Below are 21,321 nucleotides of genomic sequence, written 5' to 3'. Positions count from 1 at the left end.
GAGGACGAATAATTATGTGCGCGTTAAAAGCCGTTAACTGGAATCGTCCGGACGACGATTTTACGATCACGTTCTGGAATCAGAACATTATGCAGTTCTGGACGGATGAGGAAATTCCGCTCTCGGACGATAAAATGGATTGGATGAACCTGAGCGATCGGGAACGCGAGCTCTACATGAAAGTATTGGGGGGCTTGACGCTGCTCGATACGGTGCAGGGCGGAGTCGGCATGCCGCGGATTCTGGAGCACGTCGACGGGCTACAGCGCAAAGCGGTGCTCGGCTTCATGGCGATGATGGAGCAAATCCACGCCAAGTCCTACAGCAGTATTTTCACGACGCTGGCGTCGACGGAAGAGATCGACGGCGTATTCCGCTGGGTCGAAGCGAACCCGTATTTGCAGACGAAGGCCGACACGATCGTTCAGTATTACAACCATATCGAGTCGCCGAAAAGCCTGTTCCTGGCGATGGGGGCTTCGGTGCTGCTGGAAAGCTACTTGTTCTATAGCGGTTTCTTCTATCCGCTTTATTTGGCCGGACAGGGAAAAATGACGAGCAGCGGCGAGGTCATCGACCTCATTTTGCGCGACGAGAGCATTCACGGACTGTACGTGGGCGTGTTGGCGCAGGAAGTGTACGGCAAGCTCGACGAGAGCGAGCAGAAGGAAGCTTACGAGGTGCTGTACGGGCTGCTTATGCATCTTCACCAGAACGAGGAGAAGTATACGGACGAGCTGTACTCGGCGATCGGGCTTGCCGATGAGGTTAAGAAATTCGTCCGCTACAACGCGAACAAAGCGTTTATGAACATGGGCTTCGACCCGGTCTTCCCGGAGGAAGAGGTCAACCCGATCGTGTTCAACGGCATCAGCACGCGCACGAAGCAGCACGATTTCTTCTCGAAGAAAGGCAACGGCTACGTTCGGACGATTCACGTGGAAACGATGACCGACGACGACTTCTTGTTCGATTTCGATAAATAAATAAGCGTTCGAACAGCAAAACACGCGCCGAGGGCTTCTCTGCCCTGCGGTGCGTGTTTTGCTGTGCAGCCGGTTATTCCACGAAGTCGTCGATCTCGTTCAGTCCGACGGTGTAAACTTGCTTCTCGTCCACGTGGTACGCGGTGATGAGCTGCTTGTCGGCATCGTAGTTCAACACGCGGCACGGAATGCTGAGCTTGATTCCGCGGCCTTTGTTTATGTTGATCCGGATCAGCTTGCTGGTTTCGATAAAAAAACGAATGCGAAGCTCCAACGGGTTGGGCTCGGAAGGTTTGGGCGCCGGCTTCTTGGGGGGAGCGGAAGGTTTAGCCTTCGCGTCTTCCCGAGCCGGAGCGGAAGGTTTAGCCTTCTCGTCCTCCCGAGCCGGAGCGGAAGGTTTAGCCTTCTCGTCCTCCCGAGCCGAAGCGGAAGGTTTAGCCTTCTCGTCCTCCCGAGCCGGAGCGGAAGGTTTAGCCTTCTCGTCCTCCCGAGCCGAAGCGGCCCGATTGTCCGTTACGATCCGATAATGGTCCAAATTCGCGTTGTTCAGTTCTTGAAGCAGGCGTATCAAAGCATCTCCTCTGTTCGGAGAGGAGATGCTGAATTCCACTAGAAAAGAATGGGAGTCATCGGAATTCTGATGGGTGTCTTTCATGAAGAAGCCTCCGTTGCCATGCATAGTCCGGTAAAACCATGTCCTAGAACCCAATATACCACGAGATGGACGCCCAATATAGGGGTTATGGGTCTAAATGCCCTGAAAAATAATTCTAGCTTCGCATATTTTATATCGCATGAACCTATGCCTGAACTTGGAGGTGATTGGCATGGTTAAAGTGATGCCGCTGCGAGTCGGAGAATGGACGGCGATCGGCGTCGAGGTGCTGCTGCCGAAGACGACGCTTCTGGCCGTGACGGCCGGTCCTGGATACATTATGTGCGGCGCTCTGGACGTCCAGTTGCTCAACGAGAGGCTGAAGGACCGCGCGATCGTCGCGGGCCGCGCCGTGGGGGTCAAGACGATCGAACAACTGCTGGATGCGCCGCTCGAATCCGTTACCGACGCCGCGCAAGCCCTTGGCATTATCGCTGGCATGCGCGGACGGGAAGCGATTCGAATTATGGCGGAAGCCGCTTCGTAACGAGATTATTCGAACAGCTTGCGCAAGCTCTCTTCGTACGGAGCGGTTACGATTCCCTTCTCGGTCACGATTGCGGTCACCAGATCTGCCGGGGTGACGTCGAATGCCGGGTTGTACACCGCTACCCCTTCGGGAGCGGTGCGCTTGCCGAAGCCGACGGTTACTTCGTCGGGATGGCGCTCCTCGATCGGAATGTCGGCGCCCGTCGGCGTCGACAGATCGACGGTCGACAGCGGACAAGCGACGTAGAAAGGAATGCCGTGCGCCTTGGCCAGCACGGCCACGCTATACGTGCCGATCTTGTTGGCGACGTCCCCGTTGGCGGCAACGCGATCCGTGCCGACGATGACCGCTTGGATCCAGCCTTTGGACATGACGTGGCCGGCCATATTGTCGCAGATCAGCGTCACGTCAACGCCTGCTCGCTGCAGCTCGAAGGCGGTCAGGCGAGCGCCTTGCAGCACGGGACGGGTCTCGTCCGCGAACACTTTGAGCTGAATGCCTTGCTCCAGCGCCAGATAGAACGGAGCAAGCGCCGTGCCGTACTTGGCCGTGGCAAGTCCTCCGGCGTTGCAGTGGGTGAGTACGCCCATGCCGTCCTTGAACAGCGTCAGCGCGTGCTCGCCGATTAGACGGTTCGTCTCCTCGTCCTCGGCGTGGATTTGTTTCGCTTCGTCCAGCAGCGCTTGCGTCGCTTCTTCCGGCTCAAGTCCGAGCGAGGCGAGGGCCTGGGCCCGCGCCTTCATCCGATCGAGCGCCCAGAACAGGTTCACGGCGGTCGGCCGGGACGTCGCCAGATGCTCGGCGTGGCGGGTCGCCTCCGCCGCCCAGTCGGCCGGGCTTCCGGCGAATCCTTGGACGCCGAGCACGACGCCGTAAGCGGCCGCGATGCCGATCGCCGGCGCTCCCCGCACCTTCAGCTCCCGGATCGCTTCCCAGACGTCCTGAGGCGTCGTCAGATGAAGATAGACGGTCTCCTCCGGAAGGAGGCGCTGATCGAGCAGCGACAACGCGTCGTTTTCCCAGATGAGGGATTGCAGTACTTCGTGACTCGCCTGTTTCGATTCATGGTTCATTGGTTTGATGCTCCTCTCGATTCTTTTGCCCGACGGCTTGCGGTTCTATAACCGGGCGGCGGAATCGGCAATATCGATGATGTCTTCGATGGACGCGATTCGGCGATTGCGCTTGATCAGCGTCGTTCCGATCGCGAGCGCCAGTCTTTGCGCCCGGGCCCGCACGTCGGCGTCCGGAATTTTATCGATGTCCGCGACGTGCGCGAGACCGACGATCCGGCGTACGATTTTGGCTCCGGCGAAGCCGGCCGTATCCTGCAGAAGCCGGCTTACATAGTCTTCCTGGTAGCCCGCCGTCTTGGCGATCCGATCGACGCCGTGCTCGTTCCACAGCGCGCGGAATTTCCGCTCGAAGCCGTTCCAGATGTCGCGGATCGTGGCGAGCAAATACTGTCTGCGCTCTTGGCGGTAAGCTTCGTCCGCAGACCAATGCTCTTGCGACGCATAGTGCAGCAGCAGGTTCGCGATCACTGCGCCTATGTCGAAGCCCATCGGTCCGAAGTAGGCGAATTCGGGGTCGATCACCTTGGTCGACTGCTCGGTGACGAAGATGCTGCCGGTATGCAGATCCCCGTGAAGGAGCGCCTGCGCGTGCGTCAGAAATTTCTCCCGGAGCAGGGCGACTTCCAGATGAAGCTCCTGATCGGCCCACAGGTTTTCGGCATCCGCTTGCAGATGCGGATCGAAGCTGTTCGTATCGGCATTCGTATACGGATGGTCGAAGATGAGGTCTTCCGTAATTTTGCACAGGTCCGGGTTGACGAAAGAGCCCGCGAGCTGCTTCTTCTCTTGCTGGTTCATGCCCAGATCGGACGTGAAGAACAGCGTCTTGGCGAGAAAGTCGGAGATGTGCTCCGCGAACAGCGGGTAGACGCCCCCGGCGATCAAGCCTTGCCGCATAATGACGTGGCTGCTCAGATCCTCCATGACCGTAAGCGCCAGTTCGTTGTCGGAATGGTATACCTTCGGGACAAGGCTCGGGGCCAGCCGCTCTTCGATGATCAGCGCTTCGCTCTCGATGCGCGCGCGATCGAGCGACAGCGGCCACGATTCGCCGACGACTTTGGCGTACGGCAGCGCCTGCTTCACGATTAGGCCGGAACCCGTGGAAGCTTGGCTGACATGGAATACGAGATTCAGGTTGCCGTCTCCGATCTCGCGGCAGCCGAGCTCGCCTTCGGGACCGAATACGCCAGCGATACTTCGGGCGATCTCGATCGCTTCTTGTTCGGTTAACGGGTGATAATTGCTCATTAAACGTTCGCCTCCACAAAGTTATCCGACGGGTTCAGTTGTATTTATCTCAAAATGGTCTGTATGTTAGTATAAATCACTTTATGCGCGGTTTAAAGTGCCGAAGGACAAGCCGCAGCATGCCGGCTTGTCCTTATAAGGATGAAAAAAAGGCGAGTGATCGATCTATGAACATGGGGATATATCTCCTTCCGCTGCTGATACGATCATGAAATTAGGAATTGATTAACCCGCAACAGGGTAATTTCATAACCGTATGAGGCAGGCGCTTCGCTCTACAGGAGATATATCCCCATTCTTTTTATCGATCACTTGGGTTGCCCTGACGCTGAGGACACCCCAGCTCAAACGGGCATTTCCGGACGGAGGGACGATTCCCGCACGACAAGCCGATGCGGAATGAGCTGCCGGGCCGTAATCTCGATGTCCTTCATCAGATTAAGCACCATCTGCGATGCCGTGTAGCCGAGCTGGTAGGTTCCGACGTCTACGGAGCTGATCGGAGGAATCGTGAGTTCAGACAAGGCGATATTGTTGAAGCTGACGATGGCGACGTCCTGCGGTACGCGGTAGCCGAGCTCGGACAAGCCTTTGAGCACGCCGAAGGCGACGACGTCGTCGATGACGACGAGAGCGGTCGGCGGTTCCGGCTGGGACATGATCGAAGCCATCGCGCGATAGCCGCTCTCGATCAGAAACTCTCCTTCGACGACCCAGCTTTGCTTGAACGGGAGTCCGGCTTCCGCGAGCGCTTTCGTATAGCCGTTCATGCGGTCCTGAGTCATGGCCAGCTTGGCCGGCCCGCTGACGAAGCCGATTCTTCTCTGGCCTTGGGCGATCAGGTGCTTCGTGGCGTCGTAGGAGGCTTGCACGTTGTCGTTGTCCACCGATGGTACGTCCTCGTAATCCAGGCTTCTGCCAATCAGGACGAACGGCATGTTCTCCTTGCGCAGGAAATGGATGATCGGGTCGGAGGATCGGGAGTAGAGCAGGATGAGTCCGTCGATCCGGCCTCCCTTGACAAGCCGGGCTACGGTGTCGAGTTCTTCTTGCTCGTTGCTGCCGCCCGCCATCAGCAGGTCGTAGCCTGCCCGGGTCAACTGGGCGAGCACTCCTCTGATCAATTCATAGAAGAAAAAGTTTAAGAGCAGTTCCTCGGCCGGCTTGGGGAAGATGACCGCGATCGTACGGGTCGTTCTGGAGACGAGGCTTTTCGCCATCAGGTTCGGATGGTATCCGAGCTCTTCCATGATCCTTTTGACTTTCCTGCTCGTCTCCGCGCTGATCCGGGGATGCTCGGAAATTACTCTGGATACGGTGGATGGCGATACGCCCGCCGCCTTGGCTACGTCTTTGATCGTGACGGTCATTGTCGATGGCCTTCCTTTACGAACGTTTTGATAGAGGATGTTCAAAAAGTCAGTTTTTGATGACGAAGTAGAGCGGGAAGCGGATTCGACATCGAATCTTGAATTCAGCCGGGCTTTCCGGTGCTCACGTAGGTTTTCCTACGCTTTACGACCGTTCCTCAATCCCTAAGCTTCATCCAACCTTCCAGGATGCATGGGCGAGCAGTTCGCCGTCAGGCGAACGACCAGCCTCAGTCCTGAAAAGCCGACTTTTTGAACACGCACTAATAGTTTTATTGTATCCGATCCGGGCAAGGTGTACATTGGAAAATCCGTTTTTTTTGTGCATCTTCGTGTGCGTGATGGCGCAAATATTGTGCCACATATTGCACAAAAGCGCAACATGAAGAAAAACCAAAATGAAGAGATATAACGAGTAAATTAAAGTTTTATACGCATTTTCTTTCGAATTTAATAGGTGCAAACGATTTACAAATATCTGTTTTTAATTATGATAGAAAGCAGAACCAAAAGCGCTTTCATTTATCAAACCTACACAAACTTGCTCGAAAACCGGGCTGTTTGTCATTTTTTTGCCCTAATAGACAAACGTTTGCACTAGAAAACGACGTCCCGGACCAGAGCGGAAAATGACGGTGAGATAGATCGGCCAAGCGCAATTTATTGAAATCAGTGAGAGGGGTTCGGAAACGAATGAAAAAAGTGTATGCAAGCACGATGCTGACAATGGCGCTCTTGTTGTCCGCTTGCGGAGGAGCCAATAACGGGAACAATGCGTCATCTTCTCCTAGCGCCAGCTCGCCTGCCGCTACGGAAAGCGCGAGCGCCGCTCCTTCCGAGGAAGCGGGCGAAGAGGAGTACGCGCCGGAAGAAGGCGCGAAGCTGGTCGTCTGGTATTCCGCGAGCGAGAAAGCGCTGATCGACGAAGCCGCCAAAGCATTTAAAGAGAAGTACGGCATCGATATCGAATACCAGGACGTAGGTCCGGACAAATCGATCGAGAAAATGATTACGGACGCACCGGCCGGCGTAGGCGCGGACGTCTTCCTGGCGGTGCACGACCGTCTCGGCTCGGCGGTCCAAGCGGGCGTCGTGCTTCCGAACGACCTGCACGAAGAAGAGTCGAAGGCGAACAACTCCGACAAATCCGTGGAAGCATGGGCGATCGACGGGCAGCTGTACGGCTATCCGATGTCCGTAGAGACGACGGCGGTGTTCTATAACAAAGACCTGTTCGCGGACACGAACGGCGAAGCGCCGAAGGATTGGAACGGGGTTATCGAATTCGCGAAAAAGTTCAACGACGTGAAAGCGCAGAAGTACGCTTACATGTGGGAAGTCGGCAACGGATACTGGAGCTGGGGCCTCTTCGGCGGCTACGGCGGCTACGTATTCGGCAAGGACGGCACCGACGGCTCCGATATCGGTCTTAACAGCGCGGGCTCCGTCGAAGCGGCACAATTTTTCGGTAGCCTGAAGGACCAAATCCTGCCGATCAAAGCGGCCGACATTAAATCGGACATCAAAACGAGCCTGTTCAACGAAGGCAAGCTGGCGATGAACGTGAGCGGTCCCTGGCAGACGGGCGAGTTCAAGAAGTCGATCGCCAACCTCGGAGTCATGGAATATCCGACGCTGCCGAACGGCAAACCGATGATGCCTTTCTCCGGCGTCAAAGGCTTCCTGGTCAACGCGTATTCGCAGTATCCGATCGCCGCGAAGCTGTTCGCGGAGCTGGTCTCCTCCGAGGAGTTCCAGGCGAAGAACTTCGAGCTGTTCGGCAGCCTGCCGTCCAACAAGAACGTAGCGGCAAGCGACAAAGTGAGCAGCGATCCGTTCGCGAGCGTGTTCCTGAAGCAGTTCGACAACTCCACGCCGATGCCGAAGATCGCCGAGATGAACGCGTTCTGGGCGACGCATGAAGCCGCGCTCGCTTCCCTGTGGAACGACAAGGCCGATCCGCAGGCGACGATGGACGATTGGGCCAAGAAAGTGAAAGACGCGATCGCATCCGCGCAATAACAATAGCACGCAACCATGCGCCATCCACCCGCCGCCTCGCGGCGGGTGAGACGGCTTAACAGGAAGGAGAGGGCTCATCTTGAAGCATCGCGCTGCGACGGCGGGTTGGCTTTCCGTAATTTGCGCGGGATTGGGCCAATTGTACAATCGGCAGTACGTCAAAGGCTTGTCGTTCATTCTCGTATACGCGGCCGGCATCTATGCGATCGCCGCCAAGCTCACCCCCCACTTGAAGGGGATCGTAACGCTCGGAGAGCAGGGCCAGCATCTAGTCAAGGTAGGCAAAGTTTATAAAAACGTTCCCGGAGACCATTCCATCTTCATGATGATCTACGGGGTATTGGCGATTCTCGTCGTCCTGCTGTTTCTGCTGTTCTACGCATTGAATATTCGCGACGCGGTCGTCGTCGGACGAAGGAAGCAAAGCGGCTCGGAGCTGCGCGTGCTGAACAGCAGCGTGTTCCCGTGGCTGCTCCTGTCGGTGCCGATGATCGGCGTGTTGTTCTTCACGATCATGCCGATCGTGTTCACATCGCTGATCGCGTTTACGAACTACGCGTCGCCTAATCATATTCCGCCGAAAAACCTGGTCGACTGGGTCGGCTTCGCCACCTTCGATAAGCTGTTCAACATGAACGTCTGGAGCAATACGTTCGTCGGCGTTCTGAGCTGGACGATCGTCTGGGCGATTCTGGCCACGGTGACCTGCTATTTCGGGGGCATTCTCGTCGCGCTTTTGATTAATCAGCAAGGCATCCGGTTCAAAGGCATCTGGAGAATGCTGTTCATTATTCCGTACGCCATTCCGCAATTCGTCTCGCTGCTCATCATGAAAAACCTGCTCAACGAGAAGTTCGGCCCGATCAACCAATATTTCCGCTATTTCGGGATGGAAGGTCTGCCGTGGCTGAACGATCCGTTCTGGGCGAAGGTGTCCGTCATCGTCGTCAACATGTGGATCGGCATCCCGGTGTCGATGATTCTCGTCATGGGCATCCTGACGACGATTCCAAAGGACCTCTACGAGGCGGCGGACGTGGACGGAGCAACCGCTTGGGCGAAGTTCCGCAACATCACGATGCCATACGTTCTGTTCGCGACGGCTCCGATTCTCATTACGCAGTTTGTGGGCAACATCAACAACTTTAACGTCATTTTCCTACTGACCGGGGGCAATCCGGCTACGATGAAATACAACAACGCAGGAGAAACGGATCTGCTCGTCACCTGGCTGTACAAGCTGACTCTTGATTTCAACCAGTACAACATCGCGGCGGCCGTATCGATTCTGCTCTTCCTGTTCATCGCGGCCGCGGCCATCGTCATGTTCAGGAGAACGAGGTCGTTCAACGAGGAGGACATGATCCAATGAAACCGCGTCTGTTGTTCAGTTACGCGCTGCTGGCGCTGATCGCCGTAGCCTGCATCTACCCGGCTCTGTGGACGGTGCTGTCCTCCTTCCGCGTCGGCAATTCGCTGTTCAGCGATCACTTCATTCCGACCGCGTGGACGCTCGATCATTACCGGGATCTGTTCCGGGAACGGGCGGACCGTTCGATTCCGTACGCGAGCTGGTACTGGAACACGCTTAAGGTGGCGACGGCGAGCATGATGCTCGGCACGCTCATTCAGCTGCTGACGGCGTACTCAATCTCGCGCTTCCGGTTCAAGGGCCGCAAGGCGATGATGATGCTGATTTTGATTCTCGGCATGTTCCCGGGCTTCCTGAGCATTATGGCGGTGTTCATCATTCTGAACACGATCGACTTGCTCGATTCGATCTGGGCGCTCGTACTTGTCTACTCTGCGGGCGCGGCGCTCGGGATGTTCGTCGCCAAAGGCTTCTTCGATACGATTCCGAGAAGCTTGGAGGAAGCGGCGCGCATCGACGGAGCAAGCCATATGTCGATCTTCATGCGCATTATCCTGCCGCTGTCGCGTCCGATCATCACGTACATTTCTCTTACGACGTTCGCCGGTGCCTGGGTCGATTTTATTTTCGCCAGGGCGATCCTGCGTACTCCGGAAAACTGGACGCTCGCTGTAGGCCTGTGGAACATCATCGACTCTTACAACAGCACCGAGTTTACGCTGTTCGCCGCGGGCTGCGTGCTCGTTGCGGTGCCGATTACGTTGCTGTTCATGTACACCCAGCGTTTCCTCGTGGACGGGCTGACGGCGGGAGCGTCCAAAGGATGAGGCGCTGGGCGAAGAGACCGCTCGTTTTTTTCGCTGCCGCCGCTCTGCTGCTGGCCGGCTGTTCGGCAGCCGTCCGGAAGGAAACCGCCGCTCCGGCGGACGGACCGTCCGGCGTATTCTACGAAGTGTTCGTTCGCTCGTTCGCCGATTCGGACGGGGACGGCATCGGGGATTTGATCGGCCTGACGGGCAAGCTCGATTATTTGGAAGGACTCGGTGTGGACGGGTTGTGGCTGATGCCTATTCAGCCGTCCCCAAGCTACCATGGCTACGATGTGACCGATTATTACGGGATTCACCCGGATTACGGCACGATGGACGACTTCCGCAAGCTGCTGGAGGAAGCCCACCGCCGCGACATTCGCGTCATGATGGACCTTGTCGTCAACCATACGAGCTCCGAGCATCCGTGGTTCACCGATTCGGCTCGGGGCGCGGGTAGCAATTACAGGGATTGGTATACGTGGGTGGAAAATGCGGAGCTGGCGACGCCCTCCGATGGGGCGACGGGATCGGACCCGTGGCACAAGGGGGAGAGCGGCAGCTACTTGGGCGTCTTCTGGGGCGGCATGCCGGACTTGAACTTCGATAATCCCGAAGTCCGCAAGGAAATGATCGCCATCGGCCAATACTGGCTCAAGGAAGGCGTCGACGGCTTCCGGCTGGACGCGGCCAAGCATATTTTCGGCGATTTCAAGTCGACGATCTCCTCGCCGACGGTGCAGCAGAAAAACAAAAGCTGGTGGCAAGAGTTCCGCCAAGGCTTGAACGAGGTCAATCCCGACGCCTATCTCGTCGGCGAAGTGTGGGATGGCGCGGCGATCGTCGCGCCTTACCTGGACAACGCGCTCGATTCGGCGTTTAACTTCGATCTCGCGGGCACGCTGCTCGGCGCGGCGGCTTCGGGCCGATCGTCCAGCATCGGCTTTACGCTGTCCCGCATGCACGATTATTTCGCCAAGGTGTCCGGCGGCCGGTTCGTCGACGCGCCATTCCTGTCCAATCACGATCAGACCCGCGTCATGAACGCGGTCGGGGGCAGCGTCGACCGCGCCAAGCTGGCGGCTTCGCTGCTGCTGACGATGCCGGGCAACGCCTTCGTCTATTACGGCGAGGAACTGGGCGTGGCCGGCCTTAAGCCGGACGAGAAGCTGCGCGAGCCGTTCCCTTGGACGAGGAAGGGCGGCTCGCCCGAGGAGACGACGTGGCAAAGCTCGTCGTATCGCACCGAAGAGGCGTCCGTGGAAGCCCAAGAGGCCGATCCGGACTCCCTTCTCAACCACTACAGGAAGCTCATTTCCTGGAGGGCGCAGCACTCTGCGCTGCGAGAGGGTACTATCGCTTCTTACGACGCGGGGAGCGACTACGTCACCGCATACATCCGCGCGAGCGGAGACGAACAGTTGCTGGTGCTGCACAATATGTCCGAGCAGCCGCAGACGGTCGCGCTGCCGGAAGGCAAACCGGAGCAAGCCGTTTTCTCCAAGCTGGAGCTGACGACCGACGGCGCGGCGTCGATGGACGGACAGGCGATCTCTCTTCCTCCTTACGGAACGGTTGTTTTGACCCCCTAAATAAAAATTAGCATAAGGGGGCTGAGCCATAAGTAAGGTCGTACACGATAATTGATTACGAAAGTGCATGTATCTTCTGGAGACTGCCTCATACGGTCCTGAAATTACCCTATCACGGGTTAATCAATTCCAATTTCGGGATCGTATAGCATCGGAAGGAGATACATGCACGGCAACCATTCTCGATCGATTATCTTTCCGTACGACTCTTTTTACTTATGGCCCAGCCCTCTATTTGCGTTGGCACGAACGCCTATCCATCCGGCCACATACAATGGAGCACTCGCACGAATGACTGGAGAGTGGGATAGGTGGATATTCAATTATCTGCGATTCACTGGGTTTACGTGGCGTTTATCGCATTCATACTCGCTTTGCTCGTGAAGCGAAGAGATACGACGCTGATCTGCGTCGCGGGCATTTTCACGCTGGGCTTGATCGCGACGGAAAGCATCGGCGGCTCGGTGTCGGGCATTTTCAACAGCTTTATTTACGCCACCAAGGAGCTGCTGGGCACGATCTTCATCATCTCGATCATCGTCGCCATGAGCCGCGTGCTCATCATTACGGGCATTAACGAGACGATGATTAAACCGCTTACAGGCTTTCTGCGGACGCCCACGCTGGCGTTCTGGGGCATCGGTATCATCATGCTGCTGACCTCGCTGTTTTTCTGGCCGTCCCCCGGCGTCGCCCTGATCGGGGCCGTGCTGCTGCCGGTCGCGCTGCGCGTCGGCCTGCCCGCGCTCGGAGCGGCCGTCGCGATGAACCTGTTCGGGCACGGCATCGCACTGTCCGGAGATTACATTATTCAAGGAGCGCCGAAGCTGACGGCGGACGCGGCGGGCTTGCCGGTGTCCCAGGTCATGGCGGCCAGCGTCCCGCTCGTCATCGTGATGGGGCTCGTGACGACGATCGTCGCATTCTGGATGATGCGCAGAGACATGAAGAACGGGAAGTGGAACGACGGCTTTGTCGCCGTCGGCCGGGAGGAAGCGGGGACGAAAGCGGCGGTGAACTTGCCGGCTTCGGTGAAGAAGGCGCTCGCCATCGCGATCCCGATTCTGTTCGCGATCGACGTCGCGGTGATGTTCGCCTTCGACCTGCAAGGAGGCGACGCGACCGCCCTGATCGGCGGTACGGCGGTCGTCATCCTGATCGTGGCGACGATGCTGGCCCATCGGAACAGAGGGCTGGAAGAGACGACCTCCTATTTAATAGAAGGTTTTCAATTCGGATTCCGGGTATTCGGACCGGTTATTCCGATCGCGGCGTTTTTCTATCTCGGCGATTCGGCGTTCAAGGAGCTGTTCGGCGACGGCGCGCTGCTCGGTTCTCACGGCATCGTGAACGATCTCGGCGTGGCGCTCGCCAATTCGGTGCCGATGAACGGAGCGGTCGCATCGGTGACGCTGACGGCAACCGGAGCGATTACCGGCCTCGACGGCTCGGGGTTCTCGGGCATCTCGCTCGTCGGCTCGGTCGCGCACATGTTCTCCGTCGCGCTCGGCAGCGGAGCGGCGACACTGACCGCCCTCGGCCAGGTGGCGGCGATCTGGGTCGGCGGCGGAACGCTGATCCCGTGGGCGCTGATCCCGGCCGCGGCCATCTGCGGCGTCAGCCCGTTCGAGCTGGCCCGGCGCAACCTGAAGCCGGTGCTGATCGGGCTCGCCGTCACGACGGTCGTCGCGATATTCCTCGTGTAGCAAGGGCGCAAACCTGCAGCCGAACCGCCCTGTCGTCTCGACGGGCGCGGATCGGCTGCACTACAATGAAACTAAAATGAACCGTTTGCCTGGATGCGGGATCTAACAGATAGATAGAGAAAAATAAGGCGGCGAAACGTCTTGGAAACGGAGGAGAACCGTTGTCTGAACTGGCATGGAAGACGGATGTACAGCTCGCCTGCTCGGGCGACCGCGAGGCGTTCTCAAGGCTTGTCCGACAGATGCAAAACGAGCTGTACGGAATGGCGCGGACGCTGCTGCACAGAGACGAGGATTGCGCGGACGCGATTCAGGAAGCGATTCTGCAAGCTTACCGAAGCGTTCGGAAGCTGCGGGAGCCGGCTTATTTTCGGACCTGGATGTTTCGGATTCTCATTCACGAGTGCCGGCGAATCTACCGGAAGCAGAAGAGAGTGTCTCCTACGGATGCGATTCCGGACCGGGCAGCTCCGGACAGGGAGTCGGATCTCGACTTGAAGGATGCCGTCAATCGGTTGGACGAGCCTCTGCGTACGTTGGTGAAGCTGCATTATTTCGCGGATTTGCCGTTGGCGCAGATCGCGGACATCATGAACGTGTCGGAAGGGACGCTGAAGTCGAGGCTGCATCGGGCCAGGCGACAGTTGGTCAAATGGCTGAACGTATCCGAGAGAGGTGAGATCGGTTATGAATGCTGAACAGTTGGAAACGAGATTGCAGAACATCGGAAAACGGGAGGGGACGAGCGTTCCGGCAACCGTTGCGGAGAGGATCGAGCTGACGTTGGCGGCTTTGCCGGATCGGAGCGCGCAGAGGCGGACGGCAAGGAGACGCAGAGCTTGGGCCGCGCTGATCGCTTCGGCGGCGATCGTCGGAGGATCGATCGCGGGGTATTCGGCTTACAATCAGGAAGGGGCGCTAGAGAATCCTATCGGGCAGGCCGGACCGTCTTCGGAGATTCCGATTGATGTCCACTCCGAGAACGAGAGGCTGAGGTCGCAGCTCTCCGTCTATGAACTCCGAGAATCGATCCGCAGAATGAGTCTGAAGGAGAACTCGGTGTCGGGCGCAGGCGTATCGGATCAAGGAATTCACGTGCGGCTTGGCTACATCGTCAACGACGGCTATGCGCTGGCTATCCGCTACTCGATCACGTCGGATCAGCCGATTAAGGATTTTAACTTGAAGGGCGCTGTGCGATTGGACGGGCAGACGGTCGGATATGTCGGCCAAGCGGGAGAAGACGAAGGGGAATACGCCGTTTTTCGCAACGAGTATACGATCGTGAGCTCGACTCAATACGAAGGCGTGCTGTCCACGACATACTACCCTTTCGAAGGCTTCCGGATGCAGTATACGGATTTCGAGTTGGCCGTTTCGCGGATCGGGACCGTCGACGGAGAGTGGGAGTTCGATGTCGATGTGCGCAGGCAGGACCCTTCGCTCGTCATCGTCAATCCGCAAAACTCATTTGACGTGAGCTACGGTCTGAACGTGAGCAAAGTTTCGATGTCCAAGGTGTCCACGAGAATCGATTATACGTTCAAGCCGTCCGCATCCAGAATAAACCGGGTTTTCGGAATCGAGCTGGAAGACGATACGGGATACCGGTACGGAGCGGTCGCTCTCCGCGAATCCGCAAACGGGGAGATCAGCCATGCGAGCTTCCCCGCGCTTAATCCCGAGGCGAACAGCTTGCTGATCAGACCGGTCTACTGGGATTGGAAGATCAACGACGTGAAGGGACGGGCTGACGTAAAGAGCGTGCCTACCCCGAACGATCCGCTCGTCGTTCCGATCGGGGAGGATAAGGAATTGATCGTCACGGCGATCGAAAGGCGGTCGGACCGAACTGTCGTGCGCACGCTGTTCCCGCCCGGCGAGGTTGTCGGCTTTTCCCTGTACGACGTCGAGAACGGCAAGGTGCCTGTTATCGATACGCTGTACGGCAAGGAGAGCGGAATGGTTTTCGGTCCCGTTGAGTCCGAAGCGAAGCTTCAGATCGTGGCGGAAAGCTTCGGGAAGTCGACCTACGTGCCCGAGCTTGAGGTACGGGTCAACCTTCCCTAATCCGACTGTGTTATAATGAAGAAATCGTTAAGGCACAGAGGAGAGGGAAGCAACGCAATGGAAACGACGATCGCATTGAGAGAATGGGCCGTCGCCGTCAAGGCGCTGGAGGAAGGCAGGCAGGTCATCGTGCTGCGCAAGGGCGGCATCGCCGAGGAGACGAAGGAGTTCCGGCTGGAAAGTCCGAGGTTTTATCTGTTCCCGTCTTTCGAGCACCAGCGCCCGAATTTGGTGATTCCGGAAGCCGCCGGAGGCGTAGAGCAGACGCAGGCGGAAGCGGCGTTGACGCCGGGATTCGTGACGGTCACCTCGTTCGCGGAGGTTGCGGAGGACTTGGAAGTGACGGACGCGGAGACGTTGAAGCGGCTGGAAGGTTTGCATATTTGGACGGAGGATTACGCGGAGGAGCGATTGCGGTGGAAAAAAACGAAGCCGCTGCACGTGCTCGTCCTGCGAGTCTACCGGCTGGACGAGCCTCGGACGATTCCGATGCGAGACGAATACGGCGGATGCAAATCCTGGATCGAACTTCAAGATTTGAGCGGCTCGCCGCTGACTCCGGTGCTGGACGACGAGCAATTCCGACGGCAATCGGAAGAAGTAAGAAACCGCATACATCGTTGATATTGCAGGCAAACCGTCGTTCGTTTCCGATCGGGACGAAGAACGGTTTGCTTTTTTGACGTATCTTTCATAAAATTGTTATTGAGAATCACTGAGAATCAAATTAAAATAATTATAAATAAGGATTTATTCCATAGAATAAGTCCTCATAGAACCTGGAGGGTTAGAAGAATGTCCACTCAATTTGAAATTCAAGGTCTGAAGTCGTCCATAGAGGGCAAAGAGATTTTGAAAGGAATCGATCTGAAAATTAACGGCGGCGAAGTGCACGCGATCATGGGGCCTAACGGTACGGGCAAAAGTACGCTTGCATCGGCGTTGATGGGTCATCCGAAATACGAAGTAACCGAAGGAGCCGTTACGCTGAACGGCGAAGACGTGCTGGAGATGGGCGTCGACGAGCGCGCGCGCGCGGGCATGTTCCTCGCCATGCAGTATCCGAGCGAAATTACGGGCGTCACGAACGCCGACTTCTTGCGCAGCGCGATCAACGCCCGTCGCGAGGAAGGCAACGAGATTTCCCTGATCAAGTTCGTGCGTCAGATGGAAGCGAAGATGAAAGAGTTGGAGATGAATCCCGAGTTCATGCACCGCTATCTGAACGAAGGCTTCTCCGGCGGCGAGAAGAAGCGCAACGAGATTTTGCAGATGATGCTGCTCGATCCGAAGCTGGTCATTCTTGACGAGATCGATTCCGGTCTCGACATCGACGCGCTGCGCATCGTGGCTGAGGGAGTGAACGCAATGCGCGCGGAAGACCGCAGCTTCCTGATTATCACCCACTATCAGCGTTTGCTGAACTATATCAAACCCGATTTCGTGCACGTCATGATGCAAGGCCGCATCGTTAAATCCGGCGGACCGGAACTGGCTCAGCGTCTGGAAGCGGAAGGCTACGATTGGGTAAAAGAAGAATTGGGCATCGTCGACGAGACCGTCGGCCAAGCTTAAGGAGGCAGGCAGCGATGAGTACACCCATAACTTCCTTCGGCCGGGAAGCGGCCGCCGCAATAGCGCGCAGCAAGAACGAGCCGGCCTGGCTCGTCACCGTGCGCGAAGAAGCCGGACAGCTGGCGACGGAGCTTCCGTTGCCGAAGCCGGAGAAGCTTCCCCTGACGCGCTGGACGCTGGACCATTACGGAGTGAACCGCCCTGGGCAGGCGGCGGCTTCCGCGGCGGATTTGCCCGCCCCGATTGCCGCGCTGCTGCCGGAAGAGAAGAGCGGCCCCCTGATCGTTCAGCATAACTCTTCCGTCATCTACACGCAGCTATCCGACGAATTGAAGGCGAAGGGTGTCATTCTGACGAGTCTGGAAGACGCCGCCCGCAATCACGAGGAGCTGTTCCGTCAACATTTCATGACCGCTTATACGAAGGATGAGCACAAGCTGTCCGCCGTGCACGCGGCGCTTTGGAACGGCGGGGTATTCCTGTACGTGCCCAGCGAAGTCGTGATCGAGGAGCCGATTCAGGCGCTGCTGTTCGCGGATGATGCGACGGCTACGTTCATGCCTCACGTTCTCGTCGTCGCGGATAAGCACAGCCGCGTATCCTTCGTGGAGCAAGTCGCTTCCAAGCTTGGCGAGACGACGTCCACGCTGCTGCACAACAGCGCCGTGGAAGTATTCGCGAAAGCCGGAGCGTTCGTGCAGTATGCGGCCGTTCATCATATGGACGGGAGTGCGATCGATTTCGCTTACCGCCGCGCCGTGCTGGACAACGACGCGCGCATCGAGTGGATCGTCGGCGACCTGCACAACGGCAACGCCGTTACCGATACGAAGTCGGTGCTTAAAGGCAACGGATCGACGTCCGATTCGAAAATCATTTCCGTCGGAACGGGCAGCCAGCGCATGAGCCTCACGACGCAAGCCGTTCACTTCGGCCGTTCGAGCGAGAGCGACATGATTACCCGCGCGGTCATGAAGGAAGAAGCGACGGCGATCATCAACGGCATTACGAAGATCGAGCACGGCGCCACGAAGGCAAACGGCCAGCAGACGGAGAGGGTGCTCATGCTGAGCCCGAAAGCTCGCGGAGACGCCAACCCGATCCTGCTGATCGACGAGGACGACGTCAAAGCCGGACACGCGGCCAGCGTAGGCCAAGTGAACGCCGAGCAAATTTATTATTTGATGTCCCGCGGAATTACCCGCAGCGAAGCGGAGAGGCTGATCATTCATGGCTTCCTCGACCCGGTCGTATCCGAGATTCCGCTGGAAGGGCTGCGCGAGCAACTGCACCGCATCCTTGAAAGAAAGCTGGGCTAATTATGGACCCGATCGCATTGAAGTCGGAATTTCCGATTCTCCAACAGGATATTAACGGACATCCGCTCGTATACCTGGATAATGGGGCGACAACGCAGAAGCCCCGCTCGGTCATCGAAGCGGTCAAACGTTACTACGAATGGGATAACGCCAACGTGCACCGCGGCGTGCATACGCTCGGCTCGCGCGCGACGGACGCTTACGAGGGAGCCCGGGAGAAAGTCGCCCGGTTCCTGAACGCTCCGGCTTCGAGGCAAATCATTTTCACCCGCGGCACGACGACCGCTCTGAATCTCGTTGCCTCCGGCTATGCCCGCCAGACGCTGCGAGAGGGCGACGAGATCGTTATTACGCCGATGGAGCATCACAGCAACCTGATCCCTTGGCAGCAAGCCGCCAAGGCGACGGGAGCGACGCTGAAGTACATTCCGCTGCAGCCGAACGGGACGGTTACGCTGGAGGACGTGGAAGCGACGGTGACGGAACGGACGAAAATCGTCGCGATCACCTACGTGTCCAACGTGCTCGGCACGGTCAACCCGATCGCGGAGATCGCGAAGATCGCGCACCGCAAAGGCGCGATCATCGTCGTCGACGGGGCGCAGAGCACGCCTCACATGAAGGTCGACGTGCAGGCGCTCGACATCGACTTCTATGCTTTCTCCGGGCATAAGATGTGCGCTCCGACCGGAATCGGGGCATTATACGGGAAGGCGCAGCTGCTGGAGAGAATGGAGCCGATCGAATTCGGCGGCGAGATGATCGACTTCGTCGAGCTGCACGATTCGACCTGGAAGGAGCTGCCGTGGAAGTTCGAAGGCGGCACGCCGATCATCGCCGGAGCCGTCGGACTCGGCGCGGCGATCGACTTCCTGGAGCAGATCGGCTTGGACAACATCGAGGCCCACGAGCATAAGCTAGTTCGTTACGCGATGGATCGGCTGTCGTCGATCGACGGCGTGACGATCTACGGTCCGCCGGCCGATCAACGCGCCGGACTCGTCACCTTTAACCTGGGAGACGTACACCCGCACGACGTCGCGACGGTGCTCGACACCGAAGGCATCGCCGTGCGCGCCGGGCATCACTGCTGCCAGCCGCTGATGCGGTGGCTCAAGGTCAGCGCGACGGCCCGGGCCAGCTTCTACCTGTACAACACCGAACAAGATATCGACCGGCTGGCCGAGTCTCTGGTTAAGACAAAGGAGTTTTTCGGTTATGAGTCAATTGGATGATTTGTACCGCCGCGTCATCATGGATCACTATAAAATGCCGCGCAACCGGGGAGAACTGGAGGACGGTTCCGTAACCGTCAACCTGAACAATCCGACGTGCGGCGACCGGATTTCCCTGCAGCTTCAGCTCGAAGACGGCGTCGTCCGCAACGTGAAGTTCACGGGCGAAGGCTGCTCGATCAGCATGTCGTCGGCTTCGATGATGACTGAAGCGGTTATGGGCAAGACGAGCGAAGAGGCGCTGGCGCTCGCGGATAAATTTTCCGCGCTGATGAAGGGCGAGGACGTTCAATTCGAAGATTACGAAGACGTCGAGGCGCTGTCCGGCGTTAACAAATTCCCGGCTAGAATCAAGTGCGCTACGCTGGCCTGGAACGCCTTGCGCAAAGGCGTGGAGCACGGAAGCGGCAATCACGAAGGCATCGAACAATAATCGAGGAGGTTGATCGGCAATGGCGAAGCAAATGCCCGACTTGGACGAATATAAATACGGGTTCCGCGACGAGCATAAAGCGATATTCCAATCCGGCAAAGGGCTGACCGAAGAAATCGTTCGCACGATTTCGGAGATGAAGGGCGAGCCGGAATGGATGCTGAAATTTCGTCTGAAGTCGCTGGAACAATTCCGCAAGATGGAAACCCCGACTTGGGGCGGCAATATGGACGATCTGGATTTCGAAGACATCCAGTATTACGTCAAGCCGTCCGAGAAGCAAGGCAAGACGTGGGAGGAAGTCCCCGAGGAGATCAAAGCTACGTTTGACAAGCTGGGCATTCCGGAAGCGGAGCAGAAGTTCCTGGCGGGCGTGTCGGCGCAGTACGAATCCGAGGTCGTCTACCACAGCATGCAGGAGGAGCTCGAGAAGCAAGGCGTCATTTTCATGGACACCGACTCCGCCCTGCGCGAGCATCCGGAAATTTTCAAGGAGTATTTCGGCACGGTCGTTCCGCCTGCGGACAACAAGTTCGCTGCGCTGAACAGCGCGGTATGGTCCGGCGGCAGCTTCATCTACGTCCCTAAAGGCGTACAGTGCACCGTTCCGCTGCAAGCCTACTTCCGGATCAACTCCGAGAACATGGGCCAATTCGAACGCACGCTGATCATCGCCGACGAAGGCAGCTCCGTTCACTATGTCGAAGGCTGTACGGCTCCGGTCTACAGCACGAACTCGCTGCACAGCGCGGTCGTCGAGATCATCGCAAGGAAGGACGCTCGCGTCCGCTATACGACGATCCAGAACTGGGCGCCGAACATCTACAATCTCGTCACGAAGCGCGCGGTCGCCGAAGAGAACGCGACGATGGAATGGGTCGACGGCAACATCGGCTCCAAGCTGACGATGAAATATCCTGCGGTTATCCTGAAAGGCCGCGGAGCGAAGGGCATGGTGCTCTCGATCGCGGTTGCAGGCAAAGGCCAGCACCAGGACGCAGGCGCGAAAATGATCCACCTCGCTCCGGACACCAGCTCGACGATCGTCTCCAAGTCGATCTCCAAGCACGGCGGCAAGGTCACTTACCGCGGTCTGGCTTCCTTCGGACGCAACGCCGAAGGCGCGAAGTCGAACATCAAGTGCGACACGCTCATCCTCGACAACCAGTCGACGAGCGATACGATTCCTTACAACGAGATCATGAACGACAACATCACGCTTGAGCACGAAGCGACCGTCTCCAAGGTGTCCGAGGACCAGCTCTTCTACCTGATGAGCCGCGGCCTGTCCGAAGCCGACGCGACGCAGATGATCGTCATGGGCTTCATCGAGCCGTTCACGAAGGAACTGCCGATGGAG

19 protein-coding genes are annotated in these 21,321 nt (G+C 57.6%); 15 read left to right on the top strand and 4 right to left on the bottom strand.

The window, feature by feature from the left end; translation table 11 throughout:
- Positions 1–14 precede the first annotated feature (14 nt).
- Positions 15–986 (top strand): class 1b ribonucleoside-diphosphate reductase subunit beta, encoded by a 972-nt coding sequence (gene nrdF, locus ACESLM_RS24745; RefSeq protein ID WP_372635695.1) that lies wholly within the window; start codon positions 15–17, stop codon positions 984–986.
- 73 nt (positions 987–1,059) lie between these two features.
- Here nrdF and ACESLM_RS24740 read toward each other — a convergent pair whose 3' ends face one another.
- Complete coding sequence (locus ACESLM_RS24740) at positions 1,060–1,641, bottom strand: hypothetical protein (protein ID WP_372635692.1); 582 nt, start codon at positions 1,639–1,641, stop codon at positions 1,060–1,062.
- Between the two features lie 172 nt (positions 1,642–1,813).
- On the opposite strand from ACESLM_RS24740, the gene ACESLM_RS24735 reads away from it, so the two are divergent.
- Positions 1,814–2,128 (top strand): YunC family protein, encoded by a 315-nt coding sequence (locus ACESLM_RS24735; protein ID WP_372635689.1) that lies wholly within the window; start codon positions 1,814–1,816, stop codon positions 2,126–2,128.
- 5 nt (positions 2,129–2,133) lie between these two features.
- On the opposite strand, the gene mtnA is transcribed toward ACESLM_RS24735, so the two are convergent.
- From mtnA to ACESLM_RS24720, 3 genes are all read right to left on the bottom strand, one after another.
- Positions 2,134–3,204 carry an S-methyl-5-thioribose-1-phosphate isomerase gene (gene mtnA / locus ACESLM_RS24730; protein ID WP_372635687.1) on the bottom strand — a complete coding sequence of 357 codons (1,071 nt, stop codon included), beginning with the start codon at positions 3,202–3,204 and terminating at the stop codon, positions 2,134–2,136.
- Positions 3,205–3,249: 45 nt separating this feature from the next.
- A complete protein-coding gene (mtnK, locus tag ACESLM_RS24725; RefSeq protein WP_372635685.1) occupies positions 3,250–4,458 on the bottom strand; it encodes an S-methyl-5-thioribose kinase in 1,209 nt (402 codons plus the stop codon).
- A gap of 344 nt (positions 4,459–4,802) precedes the next feature.
- Positions 4,803–5,828, bottom strand: a complete 1,026-nt coding sequence (locus ACESLM_RS24720; protein ID WP_372635682.1) for a LacI family DNA-binding transcriptional regulator — start codon at positions 5,826–5,828, stop codon at positions 4,803–4,805.
- Positions 5,829–6,521: 693 nt separating this feature from the next.
- Here ACESLM_RS24720 and ACESLM_RS24715 point away from each other — a divergent pair.
- The 13 genes from ACESLM_RS24715 to sufB form a co-directional block, all read left to right on the top strand.
- Positions 6,522–7,850, top strand: a complete 1,329-nt coding sequence (locus ACESLM_RS24715) for a sugar ABC transporter substrate-binding protein (protein WP_372635679.1) — start codon at positions 6,522–6,524, stop codon at positions 7,848–7,850.
- A 79-nt stretch (positions 7,851–7,929) separates the two neighbouring features.
- Positions 7,930–9,222: a carbohydrate ABC transporter permease gene (locus ACESLM_RS24710; RefSeq protein ID WP_372635676.1), complete on the top strand. Its 1,293-nt coding sequence runs from the start codon at positions 7,930–7,932 to the stop codon at positions 9,220–9,222.
- Positions 9,219–10,049: a sugar ABC transporter permease gene (locus ACESLM_RS24705; protein ID WP_372635673.1), complete on the top strand. Its 831-nt coding sequence runs from the start codon at positions 9,219–9,221 to the stop codon at positions 10,047–10,049. Before ACESLM_RS24710 ends, ACESLM_RS24705 begins: the two co-directional genes overlap by 4 nt.
- The gene (locus tag ACESLM_RS24700; protein WP_372635670.1) at positions 10,046–11,623 is read left to right on the top strand and encodes an alpha-amylase family glycosyl hydrolase; all 1,578 of its coding nucleotides are present in this window, start codon (positions 10,046–10,048) and stop codon (positions 11,621–11,623) included. The genes ACESLM_RS24705 and ACESLM_RS24700 overlap by 4 nt, the downstream gene beginning before the upstream one ends.
- A gap of 311 nt (positions 11,624–11,934) precedes the next feature.
- Positions 11,935–13,329 (top strand): hypothetical protein, encoded by a 1,395-nt coding sequence (locus ACESLM_RS24695; RefSeq protein WP_372635667.1) that lies wholly within the window; start codon positions 11,935–11,937, stop codon positions 13,327–13,329.
- A gap of 161 nt (positions 13,330–13,490) precedes the next feature.
- On the top strand, positions 13,491–14,027 hold the full coding sequence (locus ACESLM_RS24690; RefSeq protein ID WP_233162955.1) for a sigma-70 family RNA polymerase sigma factor: 537 nt from the start codon (positions 13,491–13,493) through the stop codon (positions 14,025–14,027).
- Positions 14,017–15,399, top strand: coding sequence for a hypothetical protein (locus ACESLM_RS24685; RefSeq protein ID WP_372635664.1), 1,383 nt, complete (start codon positions 14,017–14,019; stop codon positions 15,397–15,399). Before ACESLM_RS24690 ends, ACESLM_RS24685 begins: the two co-directional genes overlap by 11 nt.
- 57 nt (positions 15,400–15,456) lie before the next feature.
- The gene (locus ACESLM_RS24680) at positions 15,457–16,023 is read left to right on the top strand and encodes a DUF1802 family protein (protein WP_372635662.1); all 567 of its coding nucleotides are present in this window, start codon (positions 15,457–15,459) and stop codon (positions 16,021–16,023) included.
- Between the two features lie 171 nt (positions 16,024–16,194).
- The gene (sufC, locus tag ACESLM_RS24675; protein ID WP_372635659.1) at positions 16,195–16,974 is read left to right on the top strand and encodes a Fe-S cluster assembly ATPase SufC; all 780 of its coding nucleotides are present in this window, start codon (positions 16,195–16,197) and stop codon (positions 16,972–16,974) included.
- A 14-nt stretch (positions 16,975–16,988) separates the two neighbouring features.
- Positions 16,989–18,293, top strand: a complete 1,305-nt coding sequence (gene sufD / locus ACESLM_RS24670; protein ID WP_372635656.1) for a Fe-S cluster assembly protein SufD — start codon at positions 16,989–16,991, stop codon at positions 18,291–18,293.
- 2 nt (positions 18,294–18,295) lie between these two features.
- The gene (locus ACESLM_RS24665) at positions 18,296–19,528 is read left to right on the top strand and encodes a cysteine desulfurase (RefSeq protein ID WP_372635653.1); all 1,233 of its coding nucleotides are present in this window, start codon (positions 18,296–18,298) and stop codon (positions 19,526–19,528) included.
- Entirely contained in the window at positions 19,512–19,961 is a 450-nt protein-coding gene (gene sufU, locus ACESLM_RS24660) for a Fe-S cluster assembly sulfur transfer protein SufU (RefSeq protein ID WP_372635650.1), read from the top strand. Before ACESLM_RS24665 ends, sufU begins: the two co-directional genes overlap by 17 nt.
- Before the next feature lie 19 nt (positions 19,962–19,980).
- The coding region (gene sufB, locus ACESLM_RS24655) for a Fe-S cluster assembly protein SufB (protein WP_372635647.1) at positions 19,981–21,321 on the top strand (1,341 nt) is incomplete at its 3' end.

Source organism: Cohnella sp. (assembly GCF_041641335.1).
Lineage (GTDB): Bacteria > Bacillota > Bacilli > Paenibacillales > Paenibacillaceae > Cohnella.
Note: the sequence above shows the minus strand (reverse complement) of the source record. Positions and strands in the feature narration are given on the sequence as shown.